This is a genomic window from Aliarcobacter cibarius, assembly GCF_013372265.1.
GTDB classification, from domain to species: Bacteria; Campylobacterota; Campylobacteria; order Campylobacterales; family Arcobacteraceae; genus Aliarcobacter; species Aliarcobacter cibarius.
The window spans coordinates 1,282,780-1,307,473 of record NZ_CP054051.1; the positions used below are offsets into that span (position 1 = coordinate 1,282,780).

Annotated in this window: 23 protein-coding genes; 15 read left to right on the plus strand and 8 right to left on the minus strand. The window is 25.3% G+C overall.

Going from position 1 to position 24,694, the window contains the following annotated elements; translation table 11 throughout:
* Nucleotides 1-26 precede the first annotated feature (26 nt).
* From ACBT_RS06380 to recR, 4 genes are read right to left on the minus strand one after another with little or no spacing between them, the layout of a single operon-like run.
* Nucleotides 27-953, minus strand: a complete 927-nt coding sequence (locus ACBT_RS06380) for a dUTP diphosphatase (RefSeq protein ID WP_024774962.1) — start codon at nt 951-953, stop codon at nt 27-29.
* 1 nt (nt 954) lies between these two features.
* Nucleotides 955-2,445 (minus strand): PAS domain-containing sensor histidine kinase, encoded by a 1,491-nt coding sequence (locus tag ACBT_RS06385; protein ID WP_024774963.1) that lies wholly within the window; start codon nt 2,443-2,445, stop codon nt 955-957.
* Between the two features lies 1 nt (nt 2,446).
* A complete protein-coding gene (locus tag ACBT_RS06390) occupies nt 2,447-2,623 on the minus strand; it encodes a hypothetical protein (RefSeq protein WP_024774964.1) in 177 nt (58 codons plus the stop codon).
* Between the two features lie 5 nt (nt 2,624-2,628).
* The gene (recR, locus tag ACBT_RS06395; protein ID WP_024774965.1) at nt 2,629-3,201 is read right to left on the minus strand and encodes a recombination mediator RecR; all 573 of its coding nucleotides are present in this window, start codon (nt 3,199-3,201) and stop codon (nt 2,629-2,631) included.
* A gap of 103 nt (nt 3,202-3,304) precedes the next feature.
* On the opposite strand from recR, the gene dnaJ reads away from it, so the two are divergent.
* Together dnaJ and ACBT_RS06405 are read left to right on the plus strand one after the other, a co-directional pair.
* On the plus strand, nt 3,305-4,417 hold the full coding sequence (gene dnaJ, locus ACBT_RS06400) for a molecular chaperone DnaJ (RefSeq protein ID WP_024774966.1): 1,113 nt from the start codon (nt 3,305-3,307) through the stop codon (nt 4,415-4,417).
* 30 nt (nt 4,418-4,447) lie between these two features.
* Nucleotides 4,448-5,038 (plus strand): hypothetical protein, encoded by a 591-nt coding sequence (locus ACBT_RS06405; protein ID WP_024774967.1) that lies wholly within the window; start codon nt 4,448-4,450, stop codon nt 5,036-5,038.
* Here the strand turns inward: ACBT_RS06405 and ACBT_RS06410 are convergent, their stop codons facing one another.
* On the minus strand, nt 5,039-5,680 hold the full coding sequence (locus tag ACBT_RS06410) for a hypothetical protein (RefSeq protein ID WP_024774968.1): 642 nt from the start codon (nt 5,678-5,680) through the stop codon (nt 5,039-5,041).
* Between the two features lie 27 nt (nt 5,681-5,707).
* On the minus strand, nt 5,708-6,526 hold the full coding sequence (locus tag ACBT_RS06415; RefSeq protein WP_024774969.1) for a ferritin-like domain-containing protein: 819 nt from the start codon (nt 6,524-6,526) through the stop codon (nt 5,708-5,710).
* 54 nt (nt 6,527-6,580) lie between these two features.
* Here ACBT_RS06415 and ACBT_RS06420 point away from each other — a divergent pair, with 54 nt between their 5' ends.
* The 8 genes from ACBT_RS06420 (at nt 6,581) to ACBT_RS06455 (ending at nt 14,548) form a co-directional block, all read left to right on the plus strand.
* Entirely contained in the window at nt 6,581-7,180 is a 600-nt protein-coding gene (locus tag ACBT_RS06420; RefSeq protein WP_024774970.1) for an MBL fold metallo-hydrolase, read from the plus strand.
* A 5-nt stretch (nt 7,181-7,185) separates the two neighbouring features.
* Entirely contained in the window at nt 7,186-8,088 is a 903-nt protein-coding gene (locus ACBT_RS06425) for a GGDEF domain-containing protein (protein WP_024774971.1), read from the plus strand.
* A 7-nt stretch (nt 8,089-8,095) separates the two neighbouring features.
* A complete protein-coding gene (locus ACBT_RS06430) occupies nt 8,096-9,091 on the plus strand; it encodes a GGDEF domain-containing protein (protein ID WP_024774972.1) in 996 nt (331 codons plus the stop codon).
* Nucleotides 9,092-9,148: 57 nt separating this feature from the next.
* On the plus strand, nt 9,149-9,979 hold the full coding sequence (locus ACBT_RS06435; RefSeq protein WP_024774973.1) for a flagellin: 831 nt from the start codon (nt 9,149-9,151) through the stop codon (nt 9,977-9,979).
* 173 nt (nt 9,980-10,152) lie between these two features.
* Nucleotides 10,153-11,529, plus strand: coding sequence for a phosphomannomutase/phosphoglucomutase (locus ACBT_RS06440; protein WP_024774974.1), 1,377 nt, complete (start codon nt 10,153-10,155; stop codon nt 11,527-11,529).
* Nucleotide 11,530: 1 nt separating this feature from the next.
* Nucleotides 11,531-12,400: a UTP--glucose-1-phosphate uridylyltransferase GalU gene (gene galU, locus ACBT_RS06445; RefSeq protein ID WP_024774975.1), complete on the plus strand. Its 870-nt coding sequence runs from the start codon at nt 11,531-11,533 to the stop codon at nt 12,398-12,400.
* Nucleotides 12,400-13,632: a glucose-6-phosphate isomerase gene (locus ACBT_RS06450; RefSeq protein ID WP_024774976.1), complete on the plus strand. Its 1,233-nt coding sequence runs from the start codon at nt 12,400-12,402 to the stop codon at nt 13,630-13,632. The genes galU and ACBT_RS06450 overlap by 1 nt, the downstream gene beginning before the upstream one ends.
* A 4-nt stretch (nt 13,633-13,636) precedes the next feature.
* A complete protein-coding gene (locus tag ACBT_RS06455; protein ID WP_024774977.1) occupies nt 13,637-14,548 on the plus strand; it encodes an AEC family transporter in 912 nt (303 codons plus the stop codon).
* Here ACBT_RS06455 and ACBT_RS06460 read toward each other — a convergent pair.
* A complete protein-coding gene (locus tag ACBT_RS06460) occupies nt 14,545-15,270 on the minus strand; it encodes a sulfite exporter TauE/SafE family protein (RefSeq protein WP_024774978.1) in 726 nt (241 codons plus the stop codon). The genes ACBT_RS06455 and ACBT_RS06460 overlap by 4 nt on opposite strands.
* Nucleotides 15,271-15,363: 93 nt before the next feature.
* Between ACBT_RS06460 and ACBT_RS06465 the strand changes: the two genes are divergently transcribed.
* Both ACBT_RS06465 and ACBT_RS06470 read left to right on the plus strand, forming a co-directional pair.
* A complete protein-coding gene (locus tag ACBT_RS06465) occupies nt 15,364-15,609 on the plus strand; it encodes a hypothetical protein (RefSeq protein WP_024774979.1) in 246 nt (81 codons plus the stop codon).
* A complete protein-coding gene (locus ACBT_RS06470) occupies nt 15,606-16,391 on the plus strand; it encodes an exodeoxyribonuclease III (RefSeq protein ID WP_024774980.1) in 786 nt (261 codons plus the stop codon). The genes ACBT_RS06465 and ACBT_RS06470 overlap by 4 nt, the downstream gene beginning before the upstream one ends.
* Before the next feature lie 26 nt (nt 16,392-16,417).
* Here ACBT_RS06470 and cmoB read toward each other — a convergent pair whose 3' ends face one another.
* A complete protein-coding gene (gene cmoB / locus ACBT_RS06475; protein WP_024774981.1) occupies nt 16,418-17,332 on the minus strand; it encodes a tRNA 5-methoxyuridine(34)/uridine 5-oxyacetic acid(34) synthase CmoB in 915 nt (304 codons plus the stop codon).
* A gap of 156 nt (nt 17,333-17,488) precedes the next feature.
* Between cmoB and ccsA the strand changes: the two genes are divergently transcribed.
* From ccsA to ACBT_RS06490, 3 genes are all read left to right on the plus strand, one after another.
* Nucleotides 17,489-20,239 carry a cytochrome c biogenesis protein CcsA gene (ccsA, locus tag ACBT_RS06480; RefSeq protein WP_024774982.1) on the plus strand — a complete coding sequence of 917 codons (2,751 nt, stop codon included), beginning with the start codon at nt 17,489-17,491 and terminating at the stop codon, nt 20,237-20,239.
* A 59-nt stretch (nt 20,240-20,298) separates the two neighbouring features.
* On the plus strand, nt 20,299-21,588 hold the full coding sequence (locus ACBT_RS06485; protein WP_024774983.1) for a zinc-binding metallopeptidase family protein: 1,290 nt from the start codon (nt 20,299-20,301) through the stop codon (nt 21,586-21,588).
* A gap of 68 nt (nt 21,589-21,656) precedes the next feature.
* Complete coding sequence (locus ACBT_RS06490; RefSeq protein ID WP_024774984.1) at nt 21,657-24,680, plus strand: DUF748 domain-containing protein; 3,024 nt, start codon at nt 21,657-21,659, stop codon at nt 24,678-24,680.
* The last annotated feature ends 14 nt before the right edge of the window (nt 24,681-24,694 follow it).

Below are 24,694 nucleotides of genomic sequence, written 5' to 3' on the forward strand. Positions count from 1 at the left end.
TAGAAAATAATAGTAGAAAACTACTATTATTTTGCTAGAGAGTATTCAATTTTAAGATTATTATATAGTTCTTCAAAACTTATATTTTCAATTTTTTCTAAAAGAGAAACCATTACAACATTATCTTCTATGTGATTCCACATTTTTTTGTAAGAACCCTCTTTATATCCATTGTCTTGTCTAAATTGATTTAAACAATTTTTACCAATATAAAGTTTTTGTAACCAAGTAAATGAAAGACCTGAAATTTTACAGCATCTAAAAAATTGGTCTATAAATCTTTCTATACCACTAAATGAAGGCATATTCCCTGTATCAATTGCTAAAGCAATATATGATAATTTTTCAGCTTCTTTAACCATAGCTTTTACATCAATATCTTGAGAAGCTTCATATATACAATGTGTATTTACTAAAGATACTGCTTTAGGAACATTTGTTTCTTGAAGAATATAACTCATTAAGAAATGCCAAATATCAACCAATTCAACATGAATATTATTCATATCTGGGTCTGAATTTATATTTTTCCAATGTTTCCAAGGAGTAGATTCTATTAGCTCAGAAACTTCCATATGTATACATCTTAACCAATTTATTTCTTTACCAAATTTATTTACGCCTAATTCCCAGTTTTTACCATTTGTTGAATCATTCAATTTTTTTTGTAATAAAAACATCTCTTCTAATTTATGTGGAAAAGATGAAGCTTCTTCAAGTAATGTAGCAAGTGGTAAACACTCTTCTACTATACTTTGTAAACCCCAATTTGTAGGTAAAACCTCTTTTTCACCTTTTAAAATATGTAATAACAAAGAGATTGTATAAGGAACTTCATTTTTTGTTTCCCAAGATAAAATATCATCAGAAGTAACTCCTGCGTATTTTATAAAATCCTCAATTGTTAAAAAACCTAAATTTTTAATACTCTCTTTAAAATCTTTATAAATCAAATTATTCTCCTATTTTTAATGGTAATTCTATAATGAATTTTGCTCCAATTTCACTATTTAAAGCATATATTTTTCCAGAACTATGTTGTTCTATGATAGTTTTACTCATATACAAACCTAATCCTGTTCCATTTTTGTTATTTTTTGTTGAAAAATATGGATTGAATATTTTATGTAAAATTTTACTATCTATTCCTCCACCATTATCCTCAAATTCAACAAAAAGTTTTCCATTTTTTTCATAAGTATTTATGAAAATTTCTCTTTTTTCTATATTTTTTTCAAGCATGATATCACAAGAATTTTTAATTAAATTAATAAACACTTGTACCATTTCATTTAAAAAAACCTCAATATTTGAATGAGAATTATTTTTTAAATTTATTTTTATAGAATTTAATTTTAGTAAATAAGATAAAAAATCTATGGATTTATTCAAAATATGTTCAATATTTGTCTCTACTTTTTTCTTATTTGGTTTAAAATAATCTCTAAAATCATCTATAGTCTTAGACATGTAATCTAATTGTAAATTTATTGCATTTGTTACATCTTCTAAAACTTCATCAGTAATTTCACCTTTTAACATTTTTGTCATAGAAAGTTTCTGATTTAGTATTGATATTGCTTGTAAAGGTTGTCTCCATTGATGAGCAATAATACTTATCATCTCTCCCATAGCAGCAGATTTAGATTGTTCTATTAAGATTTTTTGTTTATTTTTTAATTCTACACTAGATGTAATATCTTCATTTATAGAGTCATAACTTATAATATTTGAATTTGAATCAAAATTTGGAAGAATTGTTGATTTTAACCAAAAAACATCACCATTTTTTTTGATACTTTTTAAAGTTCCGCTCCACATTTCTCCAGATTTTAATCTCTCTTTTAACTCTTCAAGTTTTTCTTTTTGATAATTTGGATAATTCAAAATATCAAAATTTTTACCTATTAATTCAAATGCTTCATATCCAGTTAGCTTACAAAAAGCAGATGAAACACTAGTAATTTTACCTTCTTTATCGCATCTGCTCATTAAAACATATTTATCTACAATATCAACAGATTTATTTAATGCACTTTCAATTTGTTCTATAGATTTAGAGTATAAGTCTAAAAGTTCTGAAAGAATAGATTTGAAATAAAAATCAACTCGTTTTTCTAAAAAAGAGGATTTGATTTTTTCATTTGTTGCAAAATCTATTAAAGCATCTTTAAATGCTAGAAACATTAAAAAGAACTCATTAATTTTAATATGGTGTTTTTTTAAATATTTCACAAAATCAATTATTGAATGGTCATTTTCGTTTTTTCCATCATTTTTTATAACTAAAATATAATATTCAACAAGCGCAAAAGCATATCTTCTTATAAATAAATTTTCATCTAATGAATATTTTTTTATTAAATCTAAAACTGTAGAAGATGAAACCCAAAGTCTAATTAGTGAAATTTTATTTTTTTCTATATGTGTTAAAAAATCTTCCATTTCACTCCTTAGAAAATTTTGGTGTATAAAATTTACAATCTTCTTGACTACTTTTTTTTACAATAACTGATGGAAGTTGAGCAGATTTAAAACCATAAGCTTTGCAACCATGACCTCTTCCAATTTCCCAAGTTACATAGTAATGTATGCATTTTTGACAAATAATCTTTTTTTGCATAATTATTAAATCTCTACCCTACTTTGTATAGCTTTTGACAGGGATAATATATCAACATTTTCCAAACTAACTCCAGTAGGAACACCTTGGGCTATTTTTGTAAACTGAAGATCATAATTTTTTAATTTACTCTCAATAAACAATATAAATGCATCGTTTGCAATAGATGGTGTTATAGCAAATAATATACTTTTTACACCATTGTTTATTATAAAATTTTCAAGAAGATTTATTTTATCTTGTTCTAATTCATCAATTACAAAATATCTTCCATCAAATGTTTTTGAATCTTCAATAATAAAAATATCTTTGGCGCTTTGAACAATACAAAGTTTTTCTCCAACTCTACTTTCATCTAGGCAAAACTCACAAATTTCATGCTCACTCATAGAACCACATCTTTTACATTTAGTAATATTTTTGAGAGCATTCTCGATACTATGGGCAAGTTTTATACCACAGTAATTATCATTCATTACAATATGATATGCAAGCCTCAGTGCTGATTTTTTACCTACAGTAGGAAGCGATTCAAAAGCTTCAACTAATTCATAAAATTTTTCTAGTCCTCTATTCATTTTGGGATTATATCTAAATAAAAATTAATCGATTAATTTATAATTATTATTTTTTTTGATAACATACGGCTTTTAAAAATTATTATTTTATGGAGAATTAGTTTTGGTTGAAATTGACTATTATGAATTATTAGAAATAGAGAGAAATGCTGATAAAACTGTTATAAAAAAGGCATATAGAAAACTAGCTATGCAATATCATCCAGATAAAAACCCAGGGAATAGTGAAGCTGAAGAAAAATTTAAAGCGATAAATGAAGCCTATCAAGTTTTAAGTGATGATGAAAAAAGAGCTATCTATGATAGATACGGAAAAGCTGGTCTTGAAGGACATGGTCAAAGAGGCGCAGGAGGATTTGGCGGTTTTGATGATCTAGGTTCTATTTTTGAAGAGATGTTTGGATTTGGAAGAAGCCAAAGAAGAGAAAGAAAGACATATAACTACAATTTAGATATGGTTTTTGATTTAACTTTAGAATTTAATGAAGCTGTATTTGGATGTAAAAAAGATATTAGTTATAAATATAAAACTTCTTGTAAACCTTGTAGTGGAACAGGTGCTAAAGATGGTAAGTTGGAAAACTGTAGAACTTGTGCTGGACAAGGTCAAGTTCATTCAAGACAAGGATTCATGACTTTTGCTCAAACTTGTCCTACTTGTGCTGGAAGTGGAAAAGCTAAAGTAAACGCTTGTAAATCATGCAATGGTTTAGGATATGAAGAGCAAAGTGATAATTTCAAAGTTGATATTCCAGAAGGAATAAATGATGGAATGAGAATGAGAGTTTCAAATAAAGGAAATATCGCTCCAAATGGTCAAAGAGGAGATTTATATCTTCAAATAAAAGTAAAAGAAGATAGTCATTTTGTAAGACACGATGATGATATCTATTTTGAAGCTCCTATTTTCTTCACACAAGTAGCTTTAGGTGCAAAAATAAAAGTTCCATCTTTAAGAGGTGAACTTGAGCTTGAAATTCCAAAAGGTGCTAAAGATAAACAACAATTTACTTTTAGAAATGAGGGAGTTAAATCAGCTCAAGGATATGGAAAAGGCGATTTAATAGTTCAAATAAAAATTGAATATCCAAAAAGCTTAAATGAAGAACAAAAAGAGTTACTTCACAAACTTCAAGAAAGCTTCGGAGTTGAAAGTACTCCTCATGAAACAAAATTTGAAGGAATGTTTGACAAAGTTAAAAAATGGTTTTCATAAATTTATAAAAAGAACAATTGGGGGAATAAAATGAAATTTGAGTATGTAGGATATAAACCAATAATAAATCAGCATGGTGTATCTTTTAAACAAGGTAAGGATGATAAATATATTTATTTACCATTTATTTATGAAATTTTAGATGCAGTTAATAGCGACTATGATACAAATAAAAATCACTCATACTCAATTAAAATTGATAATTCAAATATAGATAAATTATATAAACAACTTTTATCTTTAAATCCAGATTTAGAAAATAAAATAAATTTAGAATTGGAAGAATATAAAAAGCATATACAAAACAAATACAATGAGATTGAAAATAGACATAATATGAATGAAATTGAAAAATATGTTTACATCAATAATCTTAAATCAATGGAAATGTATAGAATAAATAGAGCAAAAAACAAAATCTTTTATTATGCAGCTGTGTATGCAATAGCTAATTTAATTAAAATTAAAAAAATAAAAAAGTTAGAAATACCTTTTAATGAGAAGTTTTGGCATACCTTAAAAACTTTACAAGGTGTTTTATCTGCTGAAAGAGTAAGTTGTAATTTAGTTACATATGAAAAAGATAATTCTATAAATCTTATATTCACTACAAATCTATAATCAAAATTGTTTGATTATAGATTTATTAATTTCTTCAAGTTCTTTGTAGTTTTTTATAATTTCATCATACTCTTTTGAATAATTATCATATAAAAAAGAGTATTTGTTATTTTTTTCCTTATATTTATCGTAACCTTTTTTATAATTAGAAGATAAAGAGTCTAAAAAATCAAAAGAGTTTACTTTTAACAAAATATCATCTAAATCATTTTTACTAATATTATTTTTATTTCCATTTATGGAATAAGATAGAGACATATGTAACAAATCAAACAATGAAGTATTATCAAATTTTGCTTTTAAATAATTGTTTTTATCACTAAATTTACTACTTAAATAATCATATCCAGAACTTATAGGTTTTTTTAAAATAGAGTTAAAAAGAGTCTTACTTAATATTTCATCTTTTGAAAAAAATGTAGCCATTTTAAGATTTTTTGCTAATATTTTTTCATCTTCATCTGTATATTTTTCTTCTATCTCTTCTATACTTAAAGTTTTAATATCTTCATAAGTTAAAGATATATTTGTAGTATTCTTAATACTATTTATAGTATTAAGAAATTCATCATTTTTCTTCTTTATTTCAGTTGATTTTACATCAAAATCTCTATTTGATATGGCTAAATTGGGAGTTATCATATTAATATCCTAGTAAAATAAAATCAATTAGTAACAATCGTCTTTTTTTGATAAAAATTTAAGTTCATCACACGAAAAACCAGCTTCTTTTCTAGCAATAAAATTTAAATCCATTTTTCTTCGTGTACTACCTGGAAAAATTCTTTCAATAGCTTTATAATATGTATTTATTGGGTCAAGATTTAACCTTTTACATTCATATTTAAACCAAAAATCACCTTTTCGAACATGTTCAACTTCTTCGTCTAAAATAATCTCTAGAGCTTTTATAAATTTCACATTAAATTCATCTTTATTTGAATTTAGTTTTTGCATTATTTTCGGATTTTGATCGAGTCCATTTGCTTCTAAATATCTAGGAACACAAGCCATCCTACTTAGAAAATCGGGAGTTTGTTGCATAGCTTCAAAAAGATTTTTATGAACATCAAATTCTCCATAAAAGCCACCTAATTCTTTTAGTAGTCTTTCTAACATTAGAAAATGTCTAATTTCATCATTTGCCACTTCTAACCAATCTTTATAATATTCAATTGGCATATTTTGGTATCTCAAAGCTGCATCTAGTGCTAAATCAATTGCACTGTATTCAATGTGTAAAATTGTATGAACTAAATATTTTTTTCCTTCAATTGATTTGAAATTTTTAATTGGTGGTAAAGCAGTTGGTTTTATAGTATTAAGAAAACTTGAATATGATGGATTATTTAATACTGGTGCTTGATAATTATTATCAAAACTTATATCATTTTTTAAAAAACATTCGTAAAATTCATTGAACATTCTAAATTTATTTTCTGCTACATTCTCAATCAAAATAGCTTCAAGAGTAGAAAAATAATCCATAAATTAACCTTTTTTTGATATAATCAGTCAAATTCTAGCAAAGTAAGGTTTAAAATGAATATAAAAGTTCATCCTATGGGTGATTATGGGACTAATTGTTATATTGTTACTATTGACGATAAAGATTTTATAATTGATCCAGGAGTTGGTGCTACTGCTTGGATTAAACAAAATGTTGAAAATCCTGTTGCTGTGTTAAATACTCATGGGCATTTTGATCATATTTGGTCTAATCAAGAGGTAAAGGAACTTTTTAATATAAAACTTTATGTACCAAAAGATGATGAATTTATGTTGACTTTAAATCCTTATAATCTAGGAATGCCTCCATCTTATGCAGATATTTTGGTAAATTCTGATGAAGAACTTGAAATTGCTGGTGTTAAAGTAAAATTTCATCATTTTCCAGGACATACTCCAGGATGTAGTGTAATAGAGATAAATAAAACACTTTTTAGTGGAGACTTTATATTTAGTGGAACTATTGGAAGGTTTGATTTTCCTATGTCAAATGAAAAAGATATGAAAAAAAGTCTTCAAAAAATATTAAAATGGGAAGATAATTATCATATCTATCCAGGTCATGGTTCGAAAACAACCTTAAATAATGAGATTCAAACTATTAAGCAGTGGGAAAAATATATAAAGGCTTGAAATATATGCAGTATTCTTGTGAATTAATAATAAATGAAAATGATAAGTTGAAAGTTTCAGACTTAGACAAAAGTGCTTTAAATATTTTTGAATATTTAAAACTACATCACAACATAAATGCTATAAAAATAGATATTTCTAAAAAAGATATAAAAGAAAACATTTTTTCTTTATTTGATTTAGATACAAATTATATTGAATTTTCTATGGAATTTTCACAAAATATTGACACTAAAATTATATTTATTTTTTTACTAAGAGATGAAAACGAAAAAGAATTAGTTTTACAAGATTTTGATAAGATAAAAATGTCTTTAAATCTTTTTTCACAATCTTTATATAATAAATATATGGAAAAGACAATAAATGATTTATCTTTAATTGATCCAGTTACTAGTTCGTACAATCGTACTTATTTAAATAATTATGTTTCAAATTTATTAAGTCTTTCAAATAGGGAACAAAAAAAAGTAGCTTTTATAAAAATTGGAATAGATCACTTTAAAGCTGTACTTGATGAATTTGATTATGAAGTTGGTGATAAAGTTTTAAAAGCTTTGGCAAATTCATTGAAAAGTAGTGTGAGAGAATCTGATATTGTAATAAAAATTTCAAATGATGAATTTTTAGTAATTTTATTAAATGTTATTTCTGATACAAATGCTGTTATGATTGCTGAAAAATTAATAAGTAATTTTAGTAAAGAAAGTGTAATTGTAAATGAATCAAATAAACAAACTTTAATGAAAACAATTTGTGGAGGAATATCAATTTTTCCAGATAATGCAACAACAATAGAGGAAATAATAAAAAAATCTGATATTGCGCTCTATGAAGCTAGAAATAGAGGTAGAGGGAAAGTTTTTTTATTTAATGATGAAGAAACAAATAAAATAGATTTATTTTAGGAAATATATGAAACATAAAATGATGGAATTAATAAAATCTTCTGCTACGAATGAATTCGCATACAAAGCATTAGAAAGTATATTTTCTCTTCAAGAACAACTAACATATTCTACAAATCTAAAACAACTCGCTGAAGATATTTTTAATTGGTTAAGTTATGAATTTAAAATTACAAATGTTGAATTTAGTTTATTTGACATAAATAAAAATAGTAAAGATAAAATTTTTTCAAAAGGTGAAGAATTCTTTTTAGATGATGAATTATCTCATTTTTTCATTATAAATACACATATTAGTCTAAATGCCACTATCTCTTTTTGTGCAAATTCTAAATTGCATCACAAAATGATAGAGGATAATTATGAAACAATACAAGCTTCATTTTTTCAGATTAGTCCAATTATCCAAAGTTTAATTTTAAAGAAAAATTTTATTGAATCATCATCTCTTGATTCTGTTACAAATGTTTATAATAGAACTTATTTAATTCAAAATTTAACAAATCATTTGAGATTATCAAACAAAAATCAAGAAGAGATATATTTTTTAATGGTTGGAATTGATAGATTTAAAGCTGTAATTGATGAATTTGATTATGATATTGCAGATAAAGTTTTAGTTGAATTAGCAAGAGTTATTCACTCAAATATTGATAGTTTTGATTTAGTAGGAAGATTAGGTACAGATGAATTTTTGGTATCAATTTTAAATAATTCTAGTGAAAAACAAATAGAAGAACTTGCTCTAAAAATAATAGAAGATTTTGCAAATACTGATATAGTTGTAAATGATGCGAATAATCAAACATTGAAAAAAACAATATGTATAGGAATGGATAAATTTGTTTTAAATTCAGAAAAAACAATAAATGAGTCAATAAAACATTCTGATATAGCGCTATATGAAGCAAAAAATAAAGGCAGATCTCAGTTCCTAAAATATAGTGATTTAACTGCTGCAGATGGTGTTGAAATTTTTGATGAATCTATAGAATTTTTTTAATAATATTTTAAACTCATAAGTAATAGAATGATTAAACAATTATGAAAGGAGTTTAAAATGCAAATAAATTCTAATAACTCTCTATTAAATCAAAATGTATATTTAAATGCAAATCAAGCACTGACTAGAATTGCTACGGGAATTGAATTAAATCGTTCAAGTGATAATGCTTCTAGTTTAGCAATAGCAAATAATTTATTGTCTCAATCAAGTGGTTATTCTCAAGCCATTGAAAATACAAACTCAGCAGTTGCAGCAACACAGATTACTTCTGGTGCAACAAATGAACAATCAAAGATTTTAGATAACATTAAAGAAAAACTTCTACAAGCTTCTACTGATACAACAAGTAAAGAAGGAAGAGATGCTATTTTAAAAGATATAAAATCTCAACTTGAACAATTTGATAAAATTGCAAGTAGTACAAATTATAATGGTCAAAGTTTACTTCAAAAAAGTGCTACGGATAATTCTGCTTCGAATATTCAACAGTATCAATCAGGATTAAAAGGTGAAAATCTCATTGAAACACCAGCAGTTCAGTCAAATACTACTGGATTGGGGCTTTCAAATTTAGTAAATCAAGATTCTTCTACTTTTACATCCGAAGTAGCAAGAAATTTTTTAGAGACAGTTGACAAAGCCAATAATGGGTTGAATACTATTAGAAGTGAAATGGGTTCTATTCAAAATCAACTTGAAAGTTCTGGAAGAAATTTATTAACTCAAAGAACAAATACTCAAAATGCAGCTTCAATGTTTGATACAGATTATGCTAAAGAATCATCAAATTTTTCAAAACAAAATATATTAGCTAAAATTGGTGCTTTTGGACAAGCTCAATCAAGCTATATAAACCAACAAATAGTTTCTAGACTTATTGGTTAACTACTAGGGGTTTAAAGTTTTTTTAAACCCTCTACAATTTAAATCAAAATATTTATTTTTTTCCTAAAAAACATCTAAATAACTTCGTTATAATAGAACTATTAATACAATTATTCAACAATTTTTAGGTAGAATTACACAATTTTTAATTACACAGTAGGAGTTATATTTAAATGAGTGCATCTATATTTAGAGAGTACGATATCAGAGGAATTTTTCAAAAAGAATTAAATGAAGATATTGTAAAAAAAATTGGGTATTATTTGGCAAAATCTTTATTAAAAAGAGTTCCTAATGCTGTTTACATGGCAGTTGGTTATGACGCAAGACTTCATTCACCAACTTTAAAAGGTTGGTTAAGTTCAGGAATAAATAAAGCTGGATTAAAAGTACTTGATATGGGATTAGTTCCAACTCCTGCAAATTATTTTGCAAACTTTAATGAAATTGATGGTTTTAAATGTGATGGTTCTGTAATGATTACAGGTTCTCATAATCCTCCAGAATATAATGGATTTAAAATTACATTAAATAAAGATCCATTTTTTGGTGAAGATATTTATGCTTTAGGAAGAGAGATTCTTGCTGATAACTCAACTATTGAAGATAATGAAGAAACAATAAAAATAGATTGTAAAAATAGATATATTGATTATATTGTAAATCATTTTTCTCATTTAAAATTAACAAATAAAGAGTTTGTTTTTGATTGTGGAAATGGTGTTGCTGGTGTTGTTTTAGGTGAAATTCTAACAAAATTAAATATTAAACACAAAATTTTATTTGAAGAGCCAGATGGAAATTTCCCAAATCATCATCCAGATCCGAGTGATGAACATACATTAGAAGATATCAAAAAAGAACTTGCTAGTGGAAAATTTGATTTTGGATTTGCTTATGATGGAGATGCAGATAGAATTGCTCTACTTTCTCCAAAATATAACTTTAAAGGAGATATATTAGCCATATTCTTCTCTAAACATATTAAAAATCCAACAGTTATTGGTGAAGTTAAATGTTCGCAAGTTATGTATGATACTATAAACTCTTATGGTAAAGCTATCATGTATAAAACAGGTCACTCAAACCTAAAAGTTAAAATAAAAGAGACAAATGCATCTTTTGCAGCTGAAGTATCAGGTCACTTATTTTTTAATGATAGATATTTTGGTTATGATGATGCAATTTATGCAACATTCAGAGCTTTAGAGTTGATTGATCAAGGTTTTGATTTTGATAAAGAGTATGAAGCATTACCAAAAGTATATTCAACTCCTGAAATAAATATAACTGTAACAGAAGAGACAAAGTTTAAAATTATTGAAGATTTAAAAGTAGCTTTACAAAATCCATCTTCAGATTTTCCAAAAATTAAAGATATCATAACAGTTGATGGTGTAAGAGTTATTTTTGAAAAAGGTTGGGGATTAGTAAGAGCTAGTAATACAACTCCAAAATTAGTAACAAGATTTGAAGCAGATACAAAAGAAAATGCAAAAATATATGAAGATGCATTAATAAAATTATTTAACAACTTAAAAGGAAACTAAGATGACAAATCCAATCAAAAAATGTTTATTCCCAGCTGCTGGTTATGGTACAAGATTTTTACCTGCAACAAAAGCGACACCAAAAGAGATGCTACCTGTATTAACTAAACCTTTAATTCAATATGGGGTTGAAGAAGCACTTGCTGCTGGTATCGAAAATATGGCAATAGTTACGGGAAGAGGAAAAAGAGCAATTGAAGATCACTTTGATATCTCTTATGAGCTTGAACACCAAATTAAAGGAACAAGTAAAGAGCACTATTTAACAGAAATTAGAAGTGTTATTACAAAATGTACTTTTTCATATACTAGACAAATAGAGATGAAAGGTTTAGGACATGCAATTTTATGTGGTGAAAATTTAATTGGTGACCAACCTTTTGCTGTTCTATTAGCAGATGACTTGTGTGATTCATCTTCAAAAGGTGTTTTATCTCAGATGGTTGATTTATACAAAAAATACCACTGTTCTATTGTTGCAATTGAAGAGATTCCAAAAGAAGATACAAATAAATATGGAGTTATTGCAGGAAATGAGATAGAACCAGGTATCTTTATGGTAAAAGACATGGTTGAAAAACCTGAACCTGAAGTAGCACCTTCAAATTTAGCAATCATTGGAAGATATATTTTAACACCAGATATTTTTGATATCATCAGAGAAACAAAACCAGGAAAAGGTGGAGAAATTCAAATTACAGATGCATTACTTACTCAAGCAAGAAAAGGTATGGTTTTAGCATATAAATTTGAAGGACAAAGATTTGACTGTGGAAGTATTGATGGATTTGTAAAAGCAACAAATTACTTTTATGATAAATCAATAAAAGATGACAAAAAACAAGAAAAAAAAGATAACGGTAAAAAATAATGAAAAACAATCTTTATTATCCTTTTGTATCTCTAAGTGATGAAGATATTTTTACAGAAATAAAAAAAGAGAGAGAAGATATTGGATATTACTCTTTACCATATGTTGACACTTCAGTTATAAAATCAAGACTTGATAATCTTGATTTTAAACAAAAACAAATAGCAATTATTGGTATTGGTGGAAGTACTTTAGGAACTTATGCAATCTATAATTTTCTAAAATATAACAAACAAAGAAATAAAACTCTAAAAAAAGAGCTTTTTTTCTTTGAAAGTACAGATCCAATAAATTTAAATGGAACAATAGCTCAATTAAATCTTGAAGATACTTTATTTATAGTTATTTCAAAATCAGGAACAACTATTGAAACTATCTCTATTTTTAAATATTTAAGTTCTATTGTAAAAATGAATAGTCAAAATCTTTTAGTTATTACTGAAGATGATAGTAAATTAAACTCTTTTGCTGCTGCAAATGGAATTTCTACATTTGAAATACCAAAAAATGTTGGTGGAAGATTCTCTGTACTATCAAATGTAGGATTAGTGCCTTTATATTTAGCTGGTTTTGATATTGATGAACTTTTAAAAGGTGCTAGAAAAATATCAACTTCATTTTTTGAACAAAATGAGTTATATAATCAACTTCTTAAAAAAGCAAGAACTTATTATGAATATAAAGATGTTTATAATATAAATGCAATTTTCTCTTACTCTCAACTTCTTGAAGGTTTCAATAAATGGTATATTCAACTTTGGGGTGAAAGTTTAGGAAAAATTGATGCAAATAATACAAATCAAGGTTTAACTCCTATTGGACTTTTAGGACCAGTTGATCAACACTCATTTTTACAATTAATTGTTGAAGGAAAAAGAGATAAAACTGTAACATTTATTAAAATTAAAGATTTTAAAGATGATACAAAAATTGCTCCAATAACTCTTGAAGGACTAGAAGATTTAGACTATATAAATGGACTGAATTTTAAAGAATTGATTAACCTTCAAGCAGATGCAACAATAGCATCAGTAAAAGAGTATAAAAAAGATATTCCTATAGATTTAATAGAGATAGAAGAAATCAGTGAATTTGAAATAGGCAAATTGTTATTTTACTATGAATTATTAACTTCTATTGTAGGAAAATTCCTAAGAATAAATACTTATGATCAACCAGGTGTTGAAGGTGGAAAGATTATTCTAAAAGAGATGTTGAAAAAGAAAAACTAGAATAATGGAACAGATTTTTTCTAGTTTAATTCCAATTTTTTCGCTTATTGTGATGGGATACTTATTTAAAAAAATAAGTTTTCCTTCCAATGATTTTTGGCCTATGGCTGATAAGCTTACATATTATATTTTAATGCCTGCTCTTTTAATTTTTACACTTTCAAAAGCAAAACTTGATTCAAATAGTGTAGATTTAGTTTTAGTTTCTATTTTTGCAATATTTCTTACAATGTTTTTTTTAATTATTTTTAATAAAATTAGCCCTACTTTAAATAACTCTTTTACATCAGTTGTTCAAGGTGGAATTAGATTTAATACCTATGTTTTTTTAGCTTTAAGTAGTTCTTTGTTTGGAGAAAAAGGTCTAATTTTTTCAGCTATTATAATAACTTTTGCGATTCCCATTTTAAATATTTTTTGTATTACAATTTTTGCTATTTATTCAGAAAATAGTAAAATTAGTTTTTCATATATTTTAAAATCTATTTTTAAAAATCCTTTAATAATCTCTTGTATTATTGGTGCTATGATAAATATTTCAACTATACAAATTCCAGTAAGTATAGAAAATCTTTTAAAAATTTTAAGTGGTGCAGCTTTACCTTTAGGATTAATTTCTATAGGTTATAATCTGGTTATAAAAGAGATAAATAGCGGTAAAAAAGATATTATATTAAGTTCTTTTGCTAAATTTTTACTTCTTCCTTTTTTTATTTATTTCATAGGTAAAATGTTTGAATTAGAAGAAGTTATGATTTCAATACTTGTTCTTTTTGCAATAATGCCAACGGCACCAACTTCGTTTATTTTAGCACGTCAGTTAAATGGTAACTTATCACTTATGACAAGTATTATTACTGTACAAACAATTTTAGCAGTCCCTATTCTAATATTTTATATAAAATATTTAATTTAAAAAATATTTTTTATAATTACTTGAAAAATTAAATTTATTGCTAAAAATGTAAGCATAATTTTTAAGATAATTGCAAATTTTTTACCATCAATTCTATTTCTTAGTTTTGTACCAACATAACTTCCTAAAATAGCCCCAAAAATCATACAAACAATGATTCCAATATAATCAAAGAATAAAAATCCAAAATATATAAATACTACAATCTTCAAAAAATGTGTGATGCTCATAAGAAGAGCTCCTGTTGCAACAACTTTATCTTTGTTTTTAAAATCTTTGAATAAAAGTGTCATTGTAAGAGGACCAGTCGCTCCAACTACCATTGATAAACCTGTTTGAAAAAAACCTGCAATGTAATAATTTTCATATTTTTTTATCTTTTCATTAAATTTTTCACTCCATAAAGATAATAAAATATAAATACCTATAAATAAAGGTACATAATCAAGAGAAATTAAAGATAAAATTCCTGCAAAAAAAACTATACCCAAAATAGAACCTAATAAAAATTTTGGAACAACACTAAATTCAATATCTTTATAACCAAAATAGGCACGACTTAAATTACTTGAAACTTGAGTAAGACCATGAATTGGTATTAATGCATTTGTTGCTAAAAATGATGGTAAAATTGCAATTAACATCATACCTCCACCTATTCCAACAATCGCAGCTACAACAGATGTAAAAAAAGTAAGAAATCCTAAAAAGAGCTCTTCCATAAAAATCCTAAACTAAAATTAAAGAAAAATACCAAATAAAGCCTTTATTATTAAAGTTTAAATATAATTTATTTTTAAAAAAAAGGAATAATTATGAAAAAAATACTAATCGTAACATTTATTTTTACAAATTTTTTATTTGCAAACTATAACTATACAAGTGAGAATAGTGGCAAAATAGATATGCATGGTGGAAAAGGTGAAAATTTATTAAATAAAAATAATTCACTATCAAATAAAAATTTAAACAATATTGGAATTGTAAAACCAACGCCTCCAAAAGCTCCTGAAAAATTAATAAAAGAAGAGAAAAAAGAGAATAAGGAAAATAAAAAATGAGAAGATATAAATTTATATCTTGGAATGTAAATGGAGTAAGGGCCGTTGATAAAAAAAACGCTTTAAAATGGGTTGATGATTTTAATATTGATATTTTAGCTATTCAAGAAACTAAATCACAAAACACACAAATTCCTAAAACTATATTTCAAAAAGAGTTTGCTCATATTATAGCAAGTGAATCAAAAATAAAAGGAAGAAGTGGAACAGCACTTTTTACTGATATAAAACCGCATTTTGAATGTATTTGTCCTAGTGTAGATATTTTAGATGAAGGAAGAATAAATGAAATTCATTTTACTTTAGGAGATAAAGATATAGCATTTTTTAATATTTATTTCCCAAATGGACAAAGTTCTCAAGAAAGATTAAATTATAAAATGGAGTTTTATGATAGATTTTTAGAACATTGTAAAAATCTAAAAATACAAAACAAATCAATAATTGTTTGTGGAGATGTAAATACGGCTCATACTGAAATTGATATTGCTCGTCCTAAAGCAAATGAAAATACTAGTGGATTTTTAAAAATGGAAAGGGATTGGATTACAAAATTCTTGGATCATGGATTTATTGATAGTTTTAGATTAATAAATGGTGATATAAAAGACAAATATTCTTGGTGGAGTTATAGAGCAAATGCAAGAGAAAATAATGTTGGCTGGAGAATAGACTATTTTTATATAAGTGATGATTTAAAAGATTTTGTAAAAGATGCTTATATTTTAGCTGATATTCATGGAAGTGATCACTGTCCTATTGCTCTAGAAATAGAAATTTAAGTAAAAATAATAGTGGAATTCCACTATTACAAAATTTTTCTAGCTTTTATATAAACTCTTTTAGGTGCTGGATATCCTTCAACAGTTTTTGAATTATCATTTGGGTCTAGAAAGTTTTCTAAACTCTCATCAAAAGACCAAAATGTCGCTCTTTGCTCATCTGTTGTTGTCACAACAGTAGCTAAAACTTCAATATTTTCAAAACCTGCTCTAATTAGCCAGTTTTTTAAAGCTGGAATTGTTGGTATAAAATAGATATTTGGAATTTTAGAGTATCTTTGATTTGGAGTTAAACAAATTTCATCTTCACCATCTATCATAAAAGTATCAATAATAATTTCACCTTTACTATTTAATCCTCGTGCTAACGATTTTAAAGTTCCAACAGGATCAGCTCTATGATATAAAACTCCAAGCATAAATATAAAATCAAATTTATGATTATAAAACTCTAAATGTTCAACACCTAACATTTCATAAACAATATCAGATTTAACAAAGTGATTTACAAATTCAAATTGATGAAGAGTCAAAGGTGAAGGGTCAAATCCTACTAATCTTTTTGGTTTATCTTCAAGCATTCTAAACATGTAATAACCATTGTTACATCCAATATCTGCAACAATTTTATTTTTTAAATTAAAATGTGGTCTTAACAAATTATATTTTAAATTACTTTGCCATTCACTATCAATTTCTAAATCAAAAATCTTAAAAGGTCCCTTTCTCCAAGGAATAAGAGTTCTTGCAGTTTCAACTATGATTTCATATTCATCTTGTGTTAAATCTTCTTTTTTTCCAACACTAAACCAGTCACCATAATCTATAAACAAATCGTTTTTTTCAATTTTTTGTGCATTTTGAAGCTTTTTATACCAAGGTTCAACATTTTTCCAAGATCTGCACTCATCTTTTTTCTTTTTAAGTTCTTCTAAATTCATAGATGCAATTATAGAAGAAATCATCTTAATTCGAAGGTTATAGTACCTATATCTCATGATTTTTAAATAAGATATGCTAGAATACGCACCCTTATTAACTAAATGTTAACAAGAAAGCTATAAAATCCCTTGAAAAAACTTATATAAAGGACTATTTTGAATTTTAAAAGTATTTTGTTCTCTTTTAAAACAACTCTTGTATTATTAGCTATTTTAGCTATTGGGGCTGGAGTTGCTACGTTTATAGAAAATGATTTCGGAACTTCTTCCGCAAGAGTTTTAGTCTATAACAACATTTGGTATGAAATTGTAATGGTTTTAACAACTATTAATCTTATTGGAATAATTTATAAATTTAAAATGTGGAAAAATTTACCAAGATTTTTATTCCATTTTTCATTTGTAGTAATTTTAATAGGAGCAATAATAACAAGATATGTAGGTTATGAAGGTATTATGCAAATACCAGAAGGAGTAACTACAAATAAAATGATATCATTGGAGCCTTATTTACAAGTAACTGTAAAAGATGGTGATAAAATAGTTTCTCACAATGAATATCAAAAAGAGTTTACCTCTTTAGTTCCTTCATTAAATAATTTTTCTTATACAAATAAGTTCGATAATAACAGCTTAACAATCTCTTATAAAGATTTTATGTTTGCAAAAAAAGAAAAAGCAATGATGGGTCTTTTAACTGTTGATGTAACATTTAATGATAAAAAAGAGAGTGTTAGATTACCTGGATTAAGAGGTCAATTAGGAGTTCCAAAAGAACTTAAGTTTGATAATTATACTGTTTTATTAGAGTATGGTTCAAGATATTTAGATTTACCTTTTTCTATTAGATTAAATGAATTCCAATTAGAAAGATATCCTGGTAGTATGAGTCCTTCATCATATGCATCTGAAATTACAGTAATAAAAGATGATAAAACTTATGATTACAGAATTTTTATGAATAGAACTTTAGGTGAAGGTAACTTCTTATTTTTCCAAAGTTCATATTTCCCTGATGAGACTGGAACTATATTATCTGTAAATAATGACCCAGGTAAATGGCCTACATATCTTGGATATTTTCTATTAACTCTTGGATTATTTTTAAATTTCTTTGACAAAAAATCAAGATTTAGAAAATTAACAAACTATGTTAGCAACAAAAATTTAGCTATGTTTATTTTAACAATTGCTTTACTTTCAAATTCAAACTTAAATGCAAATGAACAAAAAGTAACTGAACCATCTGTTAATAAAGTTGAGCAAACAGTTCAATATTTAAATAAATTAAAAGATGAATCAAAAGTAACAGCTGATAAATTTGGGCACTTAGTAGTTCAAAGTAATGGTGGAAGAATGAAACCTCTTGCAACATTAAATAGAGAAATTGTTCAAAAACTAAGTGGAAAATCTACTTTTTTAGGAATGGATGCAAATCAAATTATTTTAGGAATGTTATCAAATCCTGATGTTTGGAAAGATGTAAAAATTATAAAAATCCAAACTCCAAAATTAAAAAAATTCTTAAATATTCCAGCTGAAGAAAAATATATATCTTTCTCTGAAGCTTTCAATGAAAAAGGTGAGTATCTTTTAGCTGCTGAAACAGAAAAAGCTCTTCAAACAAAACCTATTGAAAGAGGAACTTATGAAAAAGACATTATTAAAACTGATGAAAAGCTAAATATTATTTATTCAGTATTTAATGGTGCCTTATTAAATATTTTCCCAAAAGTTTATGATCAAAAAAGCGCTGATGATAACTTTAAATGGTACTCTCCATTAGAAGCTATGCAAAGTTTTACAGGACAAAATCAAGCAGCAATTCAAAGTGTAATAAAAGGTCTTATGACTGCTTTAGCTGAAAATAACTGGGAAGCTGCAAATAATTTTATAGATATGACTTCTTTATATCAAGATAAAGTAGGAACAGATATAAAACCTTCTAAAGAAAAAGTAAATGCAGAGATAATTTTCAATAAATTAGATATTTTCTTTAATCTTACATTAGCTTATGTACTTTTAGGATTTATTATGGTTGTTTTAGCATTTGTTATAATCTTTAAACAAGATTTCAAACCAGCAAAAACAACAAAATTAATATTTATTGTTTTATCTTTACTATTTATGATTCAAACATTTGGTATGGGATATAGATGGTATCTTTCAGGACATGCTCCATGGAGTGATATCTATGAAACTTTAATTTATATATCATGGTCAGCTGTTTTTGCAGGAGTTATCTTCTTTAGAAACTCTTTACTTGCACTTGGTGCTGCAACAATAATTGCTGGAATTTTTATGTTTACAGCACATTTAACAGATGTTGATCCACAAATTACAAATTTAGTTCCTGTTCTTAAATCTTATTGGTTAACTATTCATGTTTCAATACTTACAGCATCTTATGGATTCTTTGGACTTAGTGCAATATTAGGTTTCTTAACTTTGATTATGTTTATCTTTAGAAAAAATAGAGCACATTTAGATGATATTATTAAACATGTTAGTGCAGTAAATGAAATTTCATTAATAATTGGATTAGCATTTATTACTATAGGTAACTTCCTTGGTGGAGTTTGGGCAAATGAATCTTGGGGAAGATACTGGGGATGGGATCCAAAAGAGACATGGGCTTATGTTTCAATAGTAGTTTACGCTTTAGTGTTACACTTAAGATTTGTAAAATCTCTAAATACTCCTTATGTATTGGCAACAGCTTCTTTATTGGCATTTAGCTCAATTATGATGACTTATTTAGGAGTAAACTTCTATCTATCTGGAATGCACTCTTATGCAACAGGAGATCCTGTACCAATTCCAACATGGGCATATGTTACAGTTGCAACTGCGTTTGCGGCTATAATTCTTGCTTATAGGAATCGAGATTTAAAAGAAGTTGTTTAATTAAAGGGCTTGATTTTCAGGCCCTTTTTTAATTTATAATTATTTTCAAAAGGATAACTATGCCAACAATTTTAGATATATTTAAAGATATCACAAAACTTCAAAGATGTTCAGGAAATCACTCAGAATTTATAGCTTATATGCAAAATTTAAGTCAAAAACTAGGTTATATCTGTTTAGTTGATGATGTTCATAATATTTTATGTAAAAAAGAAAATAGTAATGCAAAAATAGTATTTCAATCACATTATGACATTGTTTGTTTAAAAGAAAATTGTGTACCAGAAATTATTGAAGATGAATATAGTTTAAGTGCAAAAGATTCGACTTTAGGGGCAGATAATGGAATCGGTTGTTCTTATATGATTGCTTTAATGTATGAGAGATTTGATGGTGAATTTTTATTTACAAGCGATGAAGAGATAGGATTAATTGGAGCAAATGGTTTAAATCTTCCTATAAATGCTAATTTTATGTTAAATCTTGATAGTGAAGAAGAAGGTGAAATTTGTATAGGCTGTGCAGGTGGAGTTGATATAAAAGCTATATTTAATAACAAAAAAATTGTTCCAAATATTGATAATTTAGATTTATATGAAATTTCTATTTCAAGTTTACCAGGTGGTCATAGCGGTGTTGATATTGATAAAAATATACCAAATGCTATAAAACTTTTAATACAAAGTATAAAAGGGTGCGATGGTAAAATACTGGATATTAGTGGTGGTGAAAGAATAAACTCTATTCCTGCGAATGCAAAAGCTATAATTGCTACTAAAAAACAACCTAAAAAATTAATTGATAATATGAAAATAGAAAAAATAGATACTAAAAGTGAACATCTATCAATCTATGATGATACTCTTTTAAATTATCTATACTCTTTTAAAAATGGTGTAAGAGAACTAAATAAAGAATTAAATGTAGTTCAAGATTCAATAAATCTTGCATTAATTAAAACAAATATAGATGAAATTGTTATTGAATTTAGTGCCAGATCTATGAATAATGAAAATTTAAAAAATTTAAAAGATAGTACAAAATCAGATTTAGAAAAAATTGGTTGTAATGTAAATACTTATGGAAAATATCCTGCTTGGAATCCAGATATCAATAGTTTTACAGATACTATTTTAAATATTTATAAAAATATAAATAGTAAAGCTTCTCTAAGAGCAATTCATGCTGGTTTAGAATGTGCAATTTTTAAAGAAAAATTCCCAAATTTGAAAATAGCTTCTATTGGACCTACAATAAAATATCCCCATTCAAAAAAAGAGATTGTATATAAAGATTCAATAAATAATGTTTTTGAAATAGTTAAAATAATTGCATATAATCTAAAATAATTAAAAATATTTTTTAAGCTTTTAATTTTAAAATGATATAATTAATATCATTTTAAAAGGGGCTTATTATGGGAATTCTAAAAAAACTTTTATATACGTTTGTATCATTAATTTTTTTGTATATCTTATTTGGATTTTTTGTTCTCCCCCTTATTTTAAAAGATCAAATTACAAAAAATTTAGATGAAAATCTTAATGCAAAAGCAACTATTGAAAAAATAGAGTTTAATCCTTTAACTTTTGATTTAAAAGTTCATAACTTTAAACTTGTTTCTTTAGAAAATCAAGAACTTATAAAAGCTAAAGAGCTTGAAATCAGACTTGGAATACTAAAATCTATTGACCAAAAACATTTTAGAATAGAATATATTTTACTTGATGAACTTTTTGTAAATTTAATTCAATCAAAAGATGGAAATATAAATTTGGCACAACTTTTAAAAGAGAGTAATCAAAAAGAAGAGCCAAAAGTAGAAGATAACACATCAAAAGAACTTGCTTTTTTAGTTGCAAAATTAGATTTAAAAAATACAAACTTTAATTTTACAAGTAATATAAATCAAGAACCTTATATTTTAAATTTAAAAGATATAAACTACACAATTTATGATTTAGGTACATATAAAAATTTTCTATCATCAAATAATCTAAGTTTTACAATAAATAAAACTACCGATGTAAGTATAAGAGGTGCATTTAATATAAATCCATTTAAAGCCTATGGAAAAGTTGAAATTAGTGATTTAAAAGTTAAAGATATTTTAGATTTTGATAAGAGTTTTTTCAATTTTTCAGTTAATGATGAAGCAAATATTAATCTTATATTAAATTATAATGTTGATGCTTCAAAAGAATTTTTATTAAATTTAAATAGCGAACTTTTAGAAATAAATAGTCTAGATTTAATTCAATCAAACAATAAAATTGCAAATTTTAAAAAACTTGATATAAAGAAATTTGATTTTGATTTAAAAGAACAAAATATCAATTTTGATGAAATAAATATCAATAATTTAAATGCAAATATGGTTATGGATAAAAATGGAATTAATTTTGCAAATTTAATAAATTCAAAAAAAGAAGAACAAAATAGCGAAATAGTTACAAATACTGGAATTTCAAAACCTTGGAAAATAAATATAAAAAACATAAATCTAGATGCAAATTATAACTTTGATAATATTTCATTAAATAGCAAAATTGATGTTAAATCAATAGTTTTAAATGCGAATGATTTAAAAATAGTTGATTCTAGTGTATATTTAAATAAAGCAGATTTAAAAACACCAAATATTACTTATATTGATAAACAAAATAATTTAGATATGAAATCAAATAATACAAATCTTAGTTTAAATAATCTAAGTGTAGTAAATGGTGATTTGAAAATAGAAAATATTAATCTTATTAAAGATAATTTTGATTTTAAAGAAAAAAAATTAAATATAGATATTAATACGAAAAAATTAGATAGCTCATTTAAAAATCTTGAAATTGCAAAAAACATATCTTTTGAATCAAATGATCTAAAATTAAATAGTTTAAATTTTAAAGATAATAAAAATAAATTAAAAATTGATAGTTCTAATTTAAATGTATTGATAAGTAATTTTTTAATAGATGAAAAAAATAGTATAAATCTAAAAAACATTGTATTAAAGAATTTAAAACTTCATTTTGAAGATTTAACAAATAAATTATCAGTTGATACAAAAAATATAAATATAAATTCTAAAGATTTATTAATTACTAAAGACTCAAATATTACTTTAGGAAATTTGAAATTAGCTAAACCAACAATAAATCTTTTAGACAACAAAAATAATCTAAAAGTTGATGCTAAAAATTTATCTTTAGATGTAAATAAATTTAAATTTAATAAAGGAAATATATCTTTCAATTCAATCAAGTTGGTAGAACCAAATTTAGGTATTTTAAATACTCAAACAAACCTAAAAATTGATACAAAAAATATAAATTTAAATTTAAAAAAATTGGTATCTAAAGAGAATTTTTTTAGAATAGAAAAAACAGATCTTGTAAATCCTTATATTTCTATAACTTTACCAAAAAATGAAAATGTAACTAATAATGAAGATAAAAAAGAAGAAAAAGTAGTTTCTCAAACAACTGAAAATAATAAAGATATAAATTCTAATGAAAATAAATTTAGATTAAATCTAGGTCCAGTAAATATAAAAAATCTTACTCTTGATTTTGAAGATAAAAATCTTCCAATTCCATTTAAAACAACTGTTTCAAAATTAAATGGTGAAATTTCTGAGATAAAAAATAAAGAGCAAAGTGTGTCTCAGCTTGAAATAAAAGGTGAAGTTGACCAATATGGAGTGGCAAAAATAACTGGTTTGGTAAATCCAAATAGTTTAAAAATATTAACAGATGTAAATATGAAATTCCAAAATATAGCTATGAAAAGTTTTACTCCTTATACAGCAAAATTTGTTGGTAGAACTATAAAAGATGGTAAATTAGAATTAGATTTAAATTATAATATTAGTGATTCTAATTTAAAAGCTAAAAACAGTATTATAATTAAAAAATTAGAATTAGGAGAAAAAGTAGAGAGTCCAGATGCTATATCATTACCTCTTGATTTAGCTATTACTTTATTAGAGAATAGTTCAAATGTTATTGATATAAATCTTCCTGTTTCTGGAAATGTTGATGATCCTCAGTTTTCTATTGGTTCTATTGTTTGGAAGGCTTTTGTAAACTTAATTACAAAGGCTATAACATCACCATTCTCATTGATTGGAAGCTTATTTAATTTTAGTGAGGATGAGATAAAAAGTGTAAATTTTGAGTTAAAAGAGAGTGAAGTAACTCCAATACAAAAAGAAACTTTGGATAAAATTGCTCTAATTTTAAGTAAAAAAGAAGAGATAGCAATTAAATTTGCTCCTTCATTTAATGAAAAAGAAGAAAAAGAGAAATTTGCAAATCAAAGAGCTCAAAATATTAAAGATTATTTAATCAAAGAAAAAAGTATAAATCCAAAACAGATAATTATATTAAATGAGATAAAAAAATCATCTCAAAATATTGATTTAAATATTGAACAAATTAAATAAAATTAAGAGAGATT